This window comes from Pseudomonas sp. B6(2017), from assembly GCF_002112765.1.
Classification (GTDB): domain Bacteria; phylum Pseudomonadota; class Gammaproteobacteria; order Pseudomonadales; family Pseudomonadaceae; genus Aquipseudomonas; species Aquipseudomonas piscis.
On the sequence record NZ_NEIQ01000004.1, the window covers coordinates 73,378 to 88,497 of the forward strand.

Annotated in this window: 15 protein-coding genes; all 15 read right to left on the reverse strand. The window is 63.3% G+C overall.

Going from position 1 to position 15,120, the window contains the following annotated elements; translation table 11 throughout:
- Positions 1-63: 63 nt before the first annotated feature.
- The 15 genes from CAG11_RS07980 to fliS all read right to left on the reverse strand — a co-directional run bounded on the left by CAG11_RS07980 (position 64) and on the right by fliS (position 15,074).
- Positions 64-1,479, reverse strand: coding sequence for a flagellar hook-length control protein FliK (locus CAG11_RS07980; protein WP_085595877.1), 1,416 nt, complete (start codon positions 1,477-1,479; stop codon positions 64-66).
- Positions 1,480-1,575: 96 nt separating this feature from the next.
- Positions 1,576-1,917 (reverse strand): Hpt domain-containing protein, encoded by a 342-nt coding sequence (locus CAG11_RS07985; RefSeq protein WP_022643031.1) that lies wholly within the window; start codon positions 1,915-1,917, stop codon positions 1,576-1,578.
- Positions 1,918-1,947: 30 nt separating this feature from the next.
- Positions 1,948-3,654 (reverse strand): fused response regulator/phosphatase, encoded by a 1,707-nt coding sequence (locus CAG11_RS07990; RefSeq protein ID WP_085595880.1) that lies wholly within the window; start codon positions 3,652-3,654, stop codon positions 1,948-1,950.
- A gap of 5 nt (positions 3,655-3,659) precedes the next feature.
- Positions 3,660-3,965 carry an STAS domain-containing protein gene (locus CAG11_RS07995; protein WP_022643029.1) on the reverse strand — a complete coding sequence of 102 codons (306 nt, stop codon included), beginning with the start codon at positions 3,963-3,965 and terminating at the stop codon, positions 3,660-3,662.
- A gap of 87 nt (positions 3,966-4,052) precedes the next feature.
- Entirely contained in the window at positions 4,053-4,502 is a 450-nt protein-coding gene (gene fliJ / locus CAG11_RS08000; RefSeq protein ID WP_085595881.1) for a flagellar export protein FliJ, read from the reverse strand.
- 6 nt (positions 4,503-4,508) lie between these two features.
- A complete protein-coding gene (gene fliI / locus CAG11_RS08005; protein WP_031321159.1) occupies positions 4,509-5,867 on the reverse strand; it encodes a flagellar protein export ATPase FliI in 1,359 nt (452 codons plus the stop codon).
- Positions 5,857-6,702: a flagellar assembly protein FliH gene (gene fliH / locus CAG11_RS08010; protein ID WP_085595883.1), complete on the reverse strand. Its 846-nt coding sequence runs from the start codon at positions 6,700-6,702 to the stop codon at positions 5,857-5,859. The genes fliI and fliH overlap by 11 nt, the downstream gene beginning before the upstream one ends.
- Positions 6,703-6,711: 9 nt before the next feature.
- A complete protein-coding gene (gene fliG, locus CAG11_RS08015; RefSeq protein ID WP_011059975.1) occupies positions 6,712-7,731 on the reverse strand; it encodes a flagellar motor switch protein FliG in 1,020 nt (339 codons plus the stop codon).
- Positions 7,724-9,514 carry a flagellar basal-body MS-ring/collar protein FliF gene (gene fliF / locus CAG11_RS08020; protein ID WP_022643025.1) on the reverse strand — a complete coding sequence of 597 codons (1,791 nt, stop codon included), beginning with the start codon at positions 9,512-9,514 and terminating at the stop codon, positions 7,724-7,726. Before fliF ends, fliG begins: the two co-directional genes overlap by 8 nt.
- Before the next feature lie 15 nt (positions 9,515-9,529).
- Positions 9,530-9,856 carry a flagellar hook-basal body complex protein FliE gene (gene fliE / locus CAG11_RS08025; protein WP_031321153.1) on the reverse strand — a complete coding sequence of 109 codons (327 nt, stop codon included), beginning with the start codon at positions 9,854-9,856 and terminating at the stop codon, positions 9,530-9,532.
- A 127-nt stretch (positions 9,857-9,983) separates the two neighbouring features.
- Positions 9,984-11,390: a sigma-54-dependent response regulator transcription factor FleR gene (gene fleR, locus CAG11_RS08030; protein WP_085595885.1), complete on the reverse strand. Its 1,407-nt coding sequence runs from the start codon at positions 11,388-11,390 to the stop codon at positions 9,984-9,986.
- Positions 11,391-11,395: 5 nt separating this feature from the next.
- A complete protein-coding gene (locus tag CAG11_RS08035; RefSeq protein WP_085595887.1) occupies positions 11,396-12,607 on the reverse strand; it encodes an ATP-binding protein in 1,212 nt (403 codons plus the stop codon).
- A gap of 110 nt (positions 12,608-12,717) precedes the next feature.
- A complete protein-coding gene (locus tag CAG11_RS08040) occupies positions 12,718-14,193 on the reverse strand; it encodes a sigma-54 dependent transcriptional regulator (RefSeq protein ID WP_031321151.1) in 1,476 nt (491 codons plus the stop codon).
- Positions 14,194-14,369: 176 nt separating this feature from the next.
- Positions 14,370-14,666, reverse strand: a complete 297-nt coding sequence (locus CAG11_RS08045; protein ID WP_085595889.1) for a flagellar protein FliT — start codon at positions 14,664-14,666, stop codon at positions 14,370-14,372.
- A gap of 12 nt (positions 14,667-14,678) precedes the next feature.
- Positions 14,679-15,074: a flagellar export chaperone FliS gene (fliS, locus tag CAG11_RS08050; protein ID WP_022643019.1), complete on the reverse strand. Its 396-nt coding sequence runs from the start codon at positions 15,072-15,074 to the stop codon at positions 14,679-14,681.
- Between the last annotated feature and the right edge of the window lie 46 nt (positions 15,075-15,120).

Consider the following 15,120-nt stretch of genomic DNA (forward strand, 5'->3'; position numbering starts at 1 on the left):
CGGCTCGCGATCATGAGGGTCGAAGCGGGGGCCAGCGTACCTGGCCGCCCGCTCACCAGCAGGTCAGGCGTAGTAGTCCACGACACTGCTGCCGATCACGGTCTGTACCGGCGCTGTGACTTCGGCCACGGCGTGGGGCTGCCCGTCATCGCCGGCCTCGCCATCCAGGCGCGTGCCGTTGCCCGAGGAGCCATTGGCACGGTTCTGCCCCTGCTGCGCCTGCTCCTGGCCCTGCCAGCCACGGGACTGGTCGGAGACGTTGACGTCCACCTGGCCCAACCCCTGTTGCTGGAACATTTCCCGCATGCGGTGCACCTGCCCTTCCAGGGCTTCGCGAACACCGGCGTGGGCGCTCATGAAGCTGACCTGGGTCTGCTGGTCGGGAATCATGTGCACACGGATATCCAGGCGCCCGAGCTCGGCCGGCTGGAGCTGGATGTCCGCCGACTTGAGATTGACACTGGACAGGTACATCACCCGGTTGACCACCTCGTCGGTCCAGCCACCCTGGTTCATGGCCAGCGGCTGGTTGACCGGGACCGCGTTGGCGGTCTTGGGCGTTGCCGCCTGCGTGAGGGCTGCCAGGCGGTTGGCGAAATCGTCCACCCGGGTATCGCTGGACGCGCCCTTGAGGTCCTTCAGGCCTTCGGTGATCAAGCCACTGAAGGCCTTCTCGCCACCCTGCTCGGTGCCGCCCTTGCCAACCTGCTCGAGCATGCCAGCCATGCCGCTGGCGATGTTCTGCGTCGACGCCAACTGGGCATCGGGGTTGTTACTGGCCGAGGCCGCCTTGGGTTGCGAGCGACTGGATTCGGACACATGGCCACTCTGTTCCATGGCCAGGCGTACCGCCGGCAACGCATCCAGGGGATCGGCCTCAGGATCGAACGTCTCCTTGGGCGTTTCCGCCGCCGGCGGCGGTGTCGGCATCACTGCCGCCGCCACTTGGGCGGGAACCACCACCGCAGCGGTGGCCTCGACCTGGGGCTGGGCTGGCGGCACCACGGGAGCTGGCTCGACCGCGGCCACAGGCGGACTCTGCACCAGGCTCGGGTCCAGTAGTGGCTGTGCGCCGGGCGGCGTTTCAACCTGGGCGGTCTCGGCCGGCTTGCCATCATCGCTGGCCGCGGGCCTGGCGTCGCCGCCAGCAGGTTTGTCGGCGGGCTTGTCGGCAGGCAAGGATTTGCCGCTATCGGCAACCGCTGGTTGCGGCGCGGCAGATTGATCGCTGCCGACCTCCTGCTTCTGCGGGATGCCGGCACTCTTGTCGCGCAACGGCTGCGGAGCGTTATCGGCGACGGGCTGGAACTTGCCCTGGGGCTTGCCTTGGGATTCCTTGGCATAGAGCTGGGCGAAGCTGGGCGCCTTGTCCCCAGGCTGGGCAACGTTTGCCAAAGGGCTGACAGGTGCCGCTGGTGTCTTGGCCTGAGGGCTGGCCGGGGCGGTGGCCTGAAGAAGCGAATTGGGGGTAACAGCCATGGAACAGTCTCCGCTGCACTGGAATCATAGGTACAGTGAGAGACTTCAAAGCAAGACTTGGGCCAGCTTTATAAAGCGTGGGTAAAAACACTGCCCTCAGCAATGGAAACGCTGCAGCTCCTGCTCACACAGCCGCCGGACAATGGCGAACTCACCGTCGATGGCGCCCACCAGCTCGCGCACATCATCACCCGAACGGGCGGCACGCAACTCCAGTTGATGGCACAGCTCGGCCAGGCGAATGGCGCCCATGTTGCTGCTGCTGCCCTTGAGGCTATGGGCGGCGGCCACCAGCTGGATGCTGTCCTCGGATTTGTGCAGCAAGCGCACCCGCTCCTCGGAATCGCAGACGAAGGTATCCAGCAGGACGGGATACTCGTCCTCCATGACTTCCTGCAATGCGTTGAGCACAGTGTGGTCCAGATGGATCTCAGCCACTTGTTCACTCCTTGATCAAGAACCTGGAAATTATGCCAGAGCCTCCCAGGAAAACTCCACGCAGACGCTACGTCCGTCGTCCGCCCACTGTGCCTGGCGGCTCATCTGGCGAATCAGGCTGACCCCACGTCCGGACAGGCGCCCGAGATCGCTGGGCCGGGCCATCACCGCCGCCACGTCGAAACCTTCGCCGCTGTCCTCGACCCGCACGGTCAGGCGCCCTCCCGTCTCCAGCGGCTCGACCCGCAGGTGGACGCGGACGAAGCCGTCGCGCAACTCATCCAGGCGGCAAGTACGCTCCCGATAGTAGCGGGTGAAACCTTCGGCATCGCGCTTGAGCCGCGAGTCGAGCTTGAGCACGCCATGCTCCAGGGCATTGGAATAGAGCTCGGCGAGCACGCTGTACAAGGCTCCGCTCTGGGAGCGCAGGCCGTGGACCTCCAGCAATAACTGCAACAGGTAAGGCAAGGGGTTGAAGCGCTTGAGGGTCTGGGCCCGGAATTCGAAGCTCACCGACCAGTCCAGGGGGCACGACTGGCCGCTGTCGGAATACACCAGTGCCGGCGGCGCCAGCTCGGCCAACTCCGGCAGGCTGACCTCGACCATGCTCAGGTCGTCCCGGGCCTGGCCGCCGAAATCCTCCAGGGCCTGGCGCACCTCGTCGAGCAGATGCTGCGCGTGCCGATTGGCAGCGAAGACCTGCTGCAAGCGCTGCACACCGAACAGCTCCTCGGCAGCATTGCAGGTATCGATCACCCCGTCGGAGAGCAAGAACACCCGATCGCCCGGCGCCATGGGAAACACCTCGGTGCGATCCTCGAAGACCTCGGCGCCCAGCACCCCCAGCGGCAGGTGCCGGGATACCAGGGGCGTACGCCCGCCACTGGCGCATGCATACAGGTATCCCTCGGGCATGCCGCCGTTCCAGACCTCCAGGGAACGCCGCTGGACACTCAGGCAGACCATGGTGGCGCAGCAGAACATGTCCACCGGCAGGATGCGCTTGAGCTTGGCGTTCATCTCCCGCAGGGTTTCCGGCAGGCCATAACCCTTGGCGGTCATGCCATAGAACACCTCGGCCAGGGGCATGGCGCCCACCGCTGCCGGCAGGCCGTGGCCGGTGAAGTCGCCGAGCAGCACATGCATGTCCCCGGCCGGGGTATAGGCGGCCAGCAACAGGTCGCCATTGAACAGGGCATAGGGCGATTGCAGGTAACGGATGTTCGGAGCGTCCAGGCAACCAGAGTGGGCGACCTTGTCGAACACCGCCTTGGCCACCCGCTGCTCATTGAGCAGGTAGTCATGGTGACGGGTGATCTGGTCGCGCTGGCGCAACACCGTATCCTGCAAGCGCCGCAGGCGGTCCATGGCGTTGATCTTGGCGGCCAGGACCACCGGGTTGTAGGGCTTCGCCAGAAAATCGTCGCCACCAGCTTCCAGGCAACGGGCCAGCGCCTCCCCTTCACTCAGGGAAGTCAGGAAGATGATCGGCACCAAGGCCTCGCCGGCCAGGTCGCGAATCCGCCGCGCGGCCTCGAACCCGTCCATCACCGGCATCATCGCGTCCATCAGCACGATATGCGGACGCTCACGCTGGAACAGTTCCAGCGCCTCGGCGCCATTGCTCGCCGCCAGCACCTGGTGCCCCTGGCGCCGGACGATACTGGACAGCAGCATGCGATCGGCTGCGCCATCTTCGGCGATCAGCACGCACAAGGACTCGGTCATCGACCGCATACCGCTCAACTGATATCGAACAGCTTGTCGAAATTGGAGATGGCGAGGATCTTGCGCACGTCCGAATTGCTGTTGATCACCCGGACATCGGCATTGTCGCCACCGGCGTGGTCGCGCAGCAGCAACAGCATGCCCAGGGCCGAACTATCGAGATAGGTGGCTTCCTTGAGATCCACCACGATGGACTCCGGCGTCTTGTTGAGCCGTTCGTAGGATTCACGAAATTCCTGGTGCCGCCCGAAATCGAAACGACCCTTGATCGAAATCGTGAGTTTCTGCCCGTCCGGGGATATTTCTGTAACGACCGACATGAGACTGCTTCCTTGTCATTGGCGACGTGTAGAAGGTTTAGCACCCACTGGACAGCCGAACAACCTGCAGGGAAAAAATCCGTCGTATCAGTAGGGGGATTGCCGGGGCAAACGCTGGGACAGTTCGTCCAGCAACTTCTGCTCACGCTTGTCTTCCAGGACCCGGGCCTCGTCGATGTAGCGCTGCACCAGCTTGCGCAGGCCTTCGACCCGGGCATAGGCCTGCTGCCAGGCCTCGCGGGCACGATCGAGATTGTTCTGGTGCCACGCCAGGCTCTGGCGCTGCTGGCCCACGGCGGTATCCAGCTGACTGAGGAAGAACTGGTAGTTCAGCAACCAGTGACCGGAAACCCCAAGCTTGCCGCGCTCGACCCACTGCTCCTGGTAATCGTTGCGAAAACGCTCGAGGTCGCCCAGCTTGCTCTCGGCGACCCGCACCTGGCCATGGAAGTACTCCAGGCGCTGGGCGGCAGTGCGCTCGGCGCTTTCCGCCATGTCCACCACCGGCGCCAGGCGCGCCGCACGGCTATCGGCCATGATCGGTTACCCGCCCGCGATCTGGGAGAACAGCATCTCCAGATGGGTCTGGCTATGGCCCAGGCTGACGTTGTCGTTCAGCCCCTGGCGCAAGTAGGCCACCATCGCCGGATGCAGGGAAATCGCGGTATCGGTGTCGCGGTCGCCACCGGCGACGTAGGCACCGACGCTGATCAGGTCGCGAGCCTGCTGGTAACGCGACCACAGCTGCTTGAAATACTGGGCCCGCCCCATGTTTTCGGGGCTGATCACCGCCGGCATGACCCGGCTGATGGAAGCCTCGATGTCGATCGCCGGGTAATGCCCCTCCTCGGCCAGGCGCCGGGACAGCACGATATGCCCGTCGAGCACGCCTCGGGCGGAGTCGGCGATCGGATCCTGCTGGTCGTCGCCTTCGGACAGCACGGTATAGAACGCGGTGATCGAACCACCACCGGCCTCGGCGTTGCCCGCACGCTCCACCAGCTTGGGCAGCTTGGCGAACACCGACGGCGGATAACCCTTGGTCGCCGGTGGCTCGCCGATCGCCAGGGCGATTTCCCGCTGGGCCTGGGCGAAACGAGTCAAGGAATCCATCAGCAACAGGACATTCTTGCCCTTGTCGCGAAAGTATTCGGCGATCCGCGTGCAGTACATCGCCGCACGCAGGCGCATCAACGGCGCGTCGTCGGCTGGCGAGGCCACCACTACCGAGCGCTTGAGCCCTTCCTCGCCGAGGATATGCTCGATGAATTCCTTGACCTCGCGGCCCCGCTCGCCGATCAGCCCGACCACGATGATGTCGGCCTCGGTGAAGCGGGTCATCATCCCCAGCAGCACACTCTTGCCCACGCCGGTACCGGCGAAGAGACCCAGGCGCTGGCCGCGACCCACCGTCAATAAACCGTTGATGCTGCGAATGCCCACATCCAGCGGCTGGCTGATGGGATCGCGGTTGAGCGGATTGATGGTCGGACCATCCATGGGCACCCAGTCCTCGGCGCGCATACCGCCCTTGCCATCCAGCGCCCGGCCGGCGCCGTCCAGCACCCGGCCAAGCATGCTCATGCCCATGGGCAGGCGCCCGGTGTCGGCCAAGGGCACTACCCGCGCGCCCGGGGCGATCCCGGCGACGCTGCCCACCGGCATCAGGAAGACCTTGCTCCCGGAGAAGCCCATGACCTCGGCTTCGACCTGGACCGGATGGTAGCTGTCATCGTTGATCACCAGGCAGCGAGTACCCATGGCGGCCCGCAGGCCTTCGGCCTCCAGGGTCAGGCCGACCATGCGCAGCAGGCGCCCTTCGAGGATCGGCTGACCCGGCAGCGCGATCGCCTCGGCGTAGCCGCCCAGGCGCTTGCCGAAGCTGGTGCGCTCAAGACGCATGGTCGGGGCCTGCGGGCTCGGGCTGCCCGGCATCCGTGGCGGCGCCGGGATCGACCGCCGCCTGCGGCAGGTCCGGAGTGCGCGGGCCGAGCTCCAGGTTCAGGTCCGCCGACGCCGGGTGCAGCGATTGCTCGTGCAGTTGATCGAAGAGCTGGTCCATGGCCTGGGTAATCCGGGTCTCGACGCTGGCATCGATGCGACTGTGCTCGGTCTCGACCCGGCAACCGCCCGGCAGCAGGGACTCGTCCTCGACGATGCGCCAGCTTTCCTCATGCCGATCGCGCAGGCTCTTGACCTGTTCGAAGTCCTGCGGATTGATGTAGAGCCGTACGTTGCCAACGCCCAGGGGCAGCAGCTTGAGGGCCTCGCGCATCACGTGCTCGATCTGGCTGGAGTCCATCGCCAGTTCGCGCTGGATCACCTGGCGGGCGATATGCCTGACCAGATCCACCAGGGTTTTCTCGATCTGGGTATCTTGCTCGGCGATCGGCTCGAAGAGGTTGCCCATCAGCAGCTCGAGCGCCTGCAATTTGGCGTTCAGCGCGACTTCGGCTTCCTGGCGGACCTTGAGCGTGGTGCTGTGGAAGCCCTCGCGCTCGCCGGTGGCGAAACCTTCGTTATAGGCTTCCTGGCGAATGCTCTCGAGTTCCTCGAGGGTCAGTGGCTGGACTTCCTCCAGCGGCACCTCCTCGATTTCTTCCTCGACTTCCTCTGGCTCCGGTTCCGGCTCGGGCTCGGGTTCCGGGTCGAAGCTGGGCAATGCCCAGACGTCGAAACCCTCCACGTCCCGAGCACGGATCAGGCCGCTCTGGGTTTCATCACTGCTGGACGACATAAAGCGACCTTAGATCATTTCTTCGCCGCCCTTCCCACCGAGAACGATCTCTCCGGCTTCGGCCATACGGCGGGCAATGGTGAGGATTTCCTTCTGCGCGGTCTCCACGTCGCTGACGCGTACCGGACCCTTGGCTTCCAGGTCGTCGCGCAGCAGTTCGGCGGCACGCTTGGACATGTTCTTGAAGATCTTTTCCTTGACGCCCTCGTCCGAGCCCTTGAGGGCCAGCACCAGTACGTCGGAAGACACCTCGCGCAACAGCGCCTGGATACCCCGGTCGTCGACATCGGCCAGGTTGTTGAAGACGAACATCAGGTCCTCGATCTGGCCGGACAGGTCCTCGTCCACTTCGCGGATCGAATCCATCAGCTGGCCTTCGATCGAGCTGTCGAGGAAGTTCATGATGTCGGCCGCACGCTTGATACCGCCCAGGGTGGTACGCGAAGCGTTGGAGTTGCCGGAGAACTGTTTCTCGAGGATCTGGTTCAGCTCTTTCAGGGCCGCAGGTTGCACGGTATTGAGCGAGGAAACGCGCAGGATGATGTCCAGACGCGCCTTGTGGTCGAAATTGCCCAGCACCTCGCCCGCCTGATCCGGATCCAGGTAGGCCACCACGATGGCCTGGATCTGCGGGTGTTCGTAGCGGATCACATCGGCCACGGCCCGCGGCTCCATCCACTTCAAGCTATCCAGGCCGCTGGTGTTGCCGCCCAGGAGGATACGGTCGATCAGGCCGTTGGCCTTGTCCTCGCCCAGGGCCTGGGTGAGCATCTTGCGCACATAGTCGTCGGAGCCTACGCCGAGGCTGGTCTGGTCGCCGACGATGTCGACGAACTCGCTCATCACCTGCTCGACCTGCTCACGGTGCACGTTACCCATCTGGGCCATGGCCACGCCTACCCGCTGGACCTCCTTGGGCCCCATGTGGCGCAGCACTTGCGCGGCATCGGTGGAACCCAGGGACAGCAGCAGGATCGCGGCCTTGTCGACCCGGGTCAGTTTGGCGGTAGCGGCTCGGTTATCACTCATCTGCGTTAATCCACTCTTTCACGACCTGGGCCACACGACCCGGGTCTTCTGCCACCAGACTCTTGATTGCATTCAACTGAGCGTCATAACCCTCGCTCGGGCTCGGCAGCAGGATGCTTTGCGGACCGCCGAGGCTGACCCGGTCGTTGGCCAGTTCGCCATCCAGGCCGCCCATGCCGCCCAGCTCGACGTCGCTGCCCAGGCCTGCCAGCTGCTTGCCCTTGCCGCCGCCGGTGATGTTGTTGAGCACCGGACGCAAGACCCCGAACACCAGCACCAGGATGAACAGCACGCCCAGCACTTGCTTGACGATGTCCCAGAACCAGGGCTGCGAGTAGAACGGGATATCGGCGACCACTTCCCCACGGTCGGCGGAGAACGGCACGTTGATCACGCTGACGCTGTCACCGCGACTGGCGTCGAAGCCCACGGCGTCCTGCACCAGGCGAGTGAAACGCGCCAACTCGTCGGCGCTCCACGGCGCACGGGTGGTTTCGCCATTGGCCGGGTTGACCTTGACCTGATCGTCCACCACCACGGCCACCGACAGGCGGTTCAGGCGCCCCTGCTGCTGCTTGGTATGGCTGATGGAGCGGTCGAGCTCGAAGTTCTTGGTGGATTGTTGACGCTTATCCGACGGATACGGTGCCAGCATCGGCTGGCCGGTGGCCGGATCCATCACCTGCTGGCCGTTGGCGTCCAGCAAAGGCTGGCCTGGCTGCACCATGCCTGCCGAGGCGGTGGCGCCACCGGTGGTCTGCGGAGCCGAAGCGGGCGACGGCGGCTGGTTGCTCAGGGCACCAGGCACGCCTTGGGGGCCATTGCTGCTGGAGCGCTGCTCGTTGACCGACTGCTCGCTGCGCAGGGCCGGCTGGTCGGGGTTGAACTGCTCGGAAGTAGACTCCACCGCGCTGAAATCGACATCGGCCGAGACTTCGGCCTTGTAGCGATCGTTACCCAGTACCGGTTGCAGGATGTTGTGCACCCGCTGGGTCAGCATGCTTTCCATGCGACGGCTGTAGTCGAACTGCTTGCCGGCCATGGTCAGCGCGGAGTTTTCCGCCTGGTCGGACAGCAGGTTGCCCTTCTGGTCGACCACGGTGACCTGGGACTTGCTCAATTCGGGGACGCTGGTAGCCACCAGGTTGACGATGGCCATGACCTGGCCAGGCTCCAGGGAGCGGCCGGAATACAGCTCGACCAAGACCGAAGCGCTGGGCTTGCGTTCATCACGGACGAATACCGAGCTTTTCGGAATGGCCAGGTGCACCCGGGCGCCCTTGACATTGTTCAGGCTGGAGATGGTCCGAGCCAGCTCGCCTTCCAGGCCACGACGATAACGGGTGGCCTCCATGAACTGGCTGGTGCCCAGGCCTTGCTCTTTATCGAGGATCTCGAAACCGACATTGCCGTCGCCCGGTGCCACGCCAGCGGCGGCCAGCTTCAGGCGCGCCCGGGGCAGGTCGTCGGCCTTGACCAGAAGAGCGCCGGAGTTGGGCTCGACGGTGTAGGGAATGTCGGCAGAGGCCAGGGTATCCATGACCTGCTTGGCGTCCATCCCCGCCAGGCTGCCGTAAAGCGGCCGGTAATCGGGCTGCTGGGACCACAACACCACGGCGAAACCGATCGCCACGCTGGCGGCCAGGCCCACCAACAGGCCAACCTGACGCAACATGGTCATCTGGGACAGGTTTTCCAGGAACGACAAACCGAACAGCGGCGGTTTCCCGTCGACCGGCGGCGTGGTCTTGGCCGGTACGTTATCGGCGACTGCTTCTGCCATGACTCAATCTCGTCCTTAAACCGGCATCTGCATGATGTCTTGATACGCTTGAACCAGCTTGTTACGCACCTGGGTCAAGGCTTGAAAAGACACGCTGGCCTTTTGCGAGGAAATCATCACGTCCGTCAGATCGACGCCGCTCTTGCCGATCTCGAAGGCACTGGCCAGCTGATTGGACGCCTGCTGGGTGTCGTTGACCTTGTTCACGGCCTGGCCAAGCAGATCAGCGAAGCTGCTACCGCTGACCTGTGCTACTGCGGCAGATTTTGGCTGCGACATGGCGTCCATTTGCATGGCTCGCATATCCAGCATCAACCGATTAAATTCAATACCTTGGCTCATGGTTTACTCTCTCTGACGACCCGCATTTTTTTGACGCTCACTCCGCGGTTAGTGAGGTGTTAGCAACAAGGGTGCCAGCTCCATGGCCCAACCCCACAAAAGCCATCCTGGCCTTGCAGGTCACTCATCAAGTAGCGAACAGATAAGCCTCGACATCCATCCCGGCGTCACGCATCTGCGCCAACTTGTAACGCAGCGTGCGCGGACTGATGCCCAGGCGCTCCGCCGCCTCCTTGCGTCGCCCGCGCTCGGAGCGCAGGGTATCGATGATCATCTGGAATTCCCGGCGTCGCAGGTCGTCGCCCAGGCCGCCCGGCTCCTGGAATGCAACCTCGGCTTCACCCGCCACGCCAGGCGTCGAGACCTGGCCTGCGGGGGCCAGCGCCGGCAATGGCGCGCACGCCACTGGACCGGCCAGGCAGAAGTCCTGCGGACGGATCACCCCCCCCTGCTGCAGGATCAAGGCTCGCTGCAGCGCGTTGTCCAGCTCCCGTACATTGCCCGGCCAGGGATAACCCAACAGGCAGGCCTGGGCCTCGGCCGACAGCTTGGCGCTGGCATGCTTCATTTTATTGACGTGCTTGACCAGCAAGCGCTCGGCCAGCGGCAAGATATCGGCAGGCCGCTCGCGTAATGGACGCCAAGCCAGGGGGAAAACCGACAGGCGGTAATAGAGGTCTTCACGGAAGCGGCCGGCGGCCACTTCTCCCGCCAGGTCACGGTTGGTGGTGGCCACCACCCTGATATCCAGGCTGATCGGCTTGCGCGCCCCGACCCGCTCCACTTCGCGCTCCTGCAGGACCCGCAGCAACTTGGCCTGCAGGCCCAGGGGCATCTCGGAGATCTCGTCCAGCAGGATGGTGCCGCCGTCGGCCTGCTCGAACTTGCCAGGCTGGGCAGCAATGGCGCCGGTGAACGAACCCTTTTCATGGCCGAACAACGTGGCCTCGAGCATGTTGTCGGGGATCGCCGCGCAGTTGATGGCGATGAACGGTTGCCCGGCACGATGGGAATGCTGATGGATATAACGCGCCAACACCTCCTTGCCTGTGCCGGACTCGCCGGAAATGAGTACGGTGGAGTCGCTGCGTGCCACCCGCGTCGCCAACTCCAGCAACTGCACACTGGCAGGCTCGAAGGCTACCGGCCCCTCCTCCTCGACCGCCCCCAGGCAACCCAGGGCATGGCGCGCCACCAGGTCGAGCAGCGCCCTGGGCTCGAAAGGCTTGACCAGGTAGTCGGCGGCCCCTTGGCGCATGGCATCCACCGCACGCTCCACCGCGCCATGGGCAGTCATCAGCAGCACCGGCAGTTGTGGCTGGCGCGCGCGCAACAGGCCAAGTAGCTGATGGCCATCCATGCCTGGCATGTTGACGTCACTGACCACCAGGCTGAAGGACTCGGCCGACGCAGCCTCCAGAGCCGCCTCGGCACTGCCCACGGCCTTGTAGTCATGGCCAGCCAGCAAGAGGGTATCCGCCAGGGCCTCGCGCAGGGCGCGATCGTCTTCAACCAGTAGAACCTTGATTGCCATTACCTTCACTCCACTCCAGGGGCACTGGAAAACAGAGGCAGGGTCACCAGTGCACAAGTACCGCGCCCGGGACGCGAGCGCAGGGACAATTCTCCCTGATGGGCACGCGCCACTGCCTTGACCACCGTCAGGCCGAGCCCGGTGCCGTTGGCCTTGGTAGTGAAAAACGGTTCGCCCAGGCGCTCCAGCACCTCGGTCTCGATACCGCTGCCACTGTCGCTGACGCACAGGCGCAAGGTGTCGTCCCGGCGATACAGGTGCACCTTCAGCCGCGCGGTACCGGCACTGGCCTGGACCGCGTTTTCGATCAGGTTGAGCAAGGCCCCCACCAGGGTATCGCGATTGCACAGCAGCTCACCCTCATGGCTGTCGCACTGCCAGCGCACGGCAACATCCTGGACATGGGTCAGGGCGGCGGCCTGCAGGGATTGCAACAGCGACTTGGGCGTCAGGCGATCGGTGAGCGGCAGCTCGCCACGGGCGAACACCAACATGTCGCGCACCTGGTGCTCGAGCTCATGCAGGCGCTCCTTGAGCCGCCCGGCAAAGCGCTGGTGAGTAGCCACCGGCAGCTCTTGTTCGGTCAAGTGACTGGCGTACAGCAACGCCGCGGACAGCGGCGTACGGATCTGGTGGGCCAGGGACGCAACCATCTTGCCCAAGGAGGACAGGCGCTCGTGGCGCGCCAGTTGATCTTGCAGGTGACGGGTTTCGGTCAGGTCATTGAGCAGCACCAACTGTCCAGGCTCCGCATCCAGCGAACGGGTGGAGATGGACAGTCGCCGGCCGTCGCGCAGGGAGATCTCGTGGCCGTCATCCTCACGGGGAGCGAAGCTGCGGGCGATGATGTTGCGCCACAACTGCCCTTCCAACGGCAACCCCAGCAACTCGCAGGCCGCCGGGTTGGCCTCGCTGACGATGCCTTGGCCATCGATGACGATGACCCCGCCCGGCAACAGGTCCAGCAGGTTCTGCAAGCGGTTGGCCAAGCGTTCTTTTTCCGCCAGCTCCTGCATGCGCTGGGCGCTGACCACCGCCAGCTCGCCCTTGAGCTCGGTGACCCGGGCTTCGAGCATGCTGTAGGAGTCAGTAAGTTGGCTCGACATCTGGTTGAACAGGGCGAAGGCCTGCTCGAGGCCAAGCCGGCTCGCCTGCTCTACGGACGACGATTGCCCCTGGGTATCGGGGGCAGGAGACATCTGGGCGGCTTGGGGCATGGGGCTCTCTCGCGTGGCTGACCGTCAGTTAAACGGAACGTTGCGAGAGACTTAGCAATACCCGTGCCTAAAAAAAACCGCCCGGATTTCAGCGACCTGGAAAACAGGCGTCAATCATCCGCCTGCTCATCCCCTTCACGACGACTCATACCGTACTTGCGCATCTTCTCCACCAGGGTGGTACGACGAATACGCAAGCGCTCGGCGGCCCGCGCCACGATGCCGTTGGCATCGTCCAGCGCCTGCTGGATCAGGCCCTGTTCCAGGCTGCCGAGGTAATCCTTGAGGTCCAGCCCCTCGGGCGGCAGCATGGCGGTGGCGGAGAAGTCCGGCGCATGGCCGTTGATCGCCACTCGCTCTTCCAGGTCGCTACGCAGGCTGTCCACCAGTTGCTCGTCTTCGTCATCGACGTAGCGAAACTTCTTCGGCAGCTCGACCACGCCGATCACCCCATAGGGATGCATGATCGCCATGCGCTCCACCAGGTTGGCCAGCTCGCGGACGTTGCCCGGCCAGCCATGGCGGCACAGGGACATGATGGCGGCGGAATTGAAACGGATCGAACCGCGCTTTTCGTGCTCCATGCGCGAAATCAATTCGTTCATCAGCAGCGGAATATCTTCCACCCGCTCACGCAACGGCGCCATTTCGATGGGGAACACATTGAGACGGTAGTACAGGTCCTCACGGAAACTGCCCACCTCGATCATGCTTTCCAGGTTCTTGTGGGTCGCCGCGATGATGCGCACGTCGACGCCCTGGGTCTTGTTGCTGCCCACGCGCTCGAAGGTGCGCTCCTGCAGCACGCGCAACAGCTTGACCTGCATCGGCAGCGGCATGTCGCCGATCTCGTCGAGGAACAGGGTTCCGCCGTTGGCCAACTCGAAACGCCCAGCACGACTGGTGATGGCCCCGGTGAAGGCGCCCTTCTCATGGCCGAACAGCTCGCTTTCCAGCAACTCGGCAGGAATCGCCCCGCAATTGACCGGTACGAAGGGCGCGTCGCGGCGCTTGGAGTGATAGTGCAAGTTGCGTGCAACTACTTCCTTGCCAGTACCCGATTCACCCAGGATCAGCACGCTGGCATCGGTATCCGCCACCTGCTGCATCATCTGCCGGACATGCTGGATCGCCCGGCTGGTGCCGACCAGGCTACGAAACAGATTGGGTTCGCGATGACGCCCGCGCTCACGCGCCTGGTCGTACATCTCACGATAGACCTGAGCCCGATGCAGCGAGTCGAGCAACTTGCTATAGCTGGGAGGCATCTCCAGGCTAGACAACACCCGGCGACGCTGGTCTTCGGGCAGCTCGACGGAAGAATTTTCGCCCATCAGCAAAACTGGAAGGAACTCATCCCAGGTCGAGAGTGTCTTTAACAAGCCCAGAAGCGCACCAGGAGCATTTACAGTCCCGATGAGGACGCAGATTACTTCTCGACTAGAAGACAGAGAGCCGACAGCCTGCTGCCAGTCATGGCTAGCGCAGGGTAAATTTTCTTCACCGAGAAAATTTAAAATCACCGCCAGGTCGCGGCGGCGAACGCTATCGTCATCGATCAGCAGAATTTTGGTTTCACGCCACATGCAATAGCAACTTCCCTAGTCAACTCAATGCCCGAAAATTAAGGGGGCAAGCTAGACGCGCTTGAAGGCATTTGCCTGCCTTCATAGACGCCTGAAATCTGAAAACAGCCACTAGTTAAGTCAAAAAAGCGTGCACAGTCAAATTTATGGCGCGCAGCGTTCGGATCAACTCGACATTAACCGAACAAATGGTAAACCTTTGCCGCGTTCTGCGCTTGGTGGATCTGCGACATCTCGTCGAATATCGCCTGCCGCTCACCGATCGCCACTTCCAGCAATTGCCGGTAGACCCCCAGCAACTCTTCAAGATTGCTCCTGAGGGCAACCTCGTCGACCTCGACCTCTCCGAGTACGTCCTCCATGCATGAACGACAAGCCAGGTCCAATTCACCGATGGCTTGCCAATTGCGCTCCGCCAGGGCGTCGACCAGGGCCACGCGCGTTTCTTCAATGCGTTGCAGGACAGCACTCATGGTGTTTCTCCTTTAAAACTGCGGGCCTGGAGCCGCAATGGCATCCCAACCCTCTTTGACCGTGCGTAGCAGCCCAGCCACCTCGTCGAGGATCTTGGGGTCGGTCTTGAGGTTGGCCTCGGTGAGGCGCTTCATCATATAGGTATACAGACCATCCAGGTCCGCCAGGCTGTCCATGGAGTTTTCCAGATCCAGACCTTCGCGCAAGCCACCTACAATGCCAATGGCCTTAGTGATGAAAATGCCCTTGTTGGCGATATCACCGCGCTCCATGGCGCCCTTGGCCTGAGCGATACGGTCCAGGCCACCTTCCATCAGCATTTGCACCAGACGATGCGGACTGGCCTCGGAAGTCTGCGCCTGCCCACCCACCTTTTGATATTGCCGAAGGGCTAACATCGGATTCATGTGGTACCTCTTCAAAACTCAAGGGTTCGTATAAACAGCGTATCGA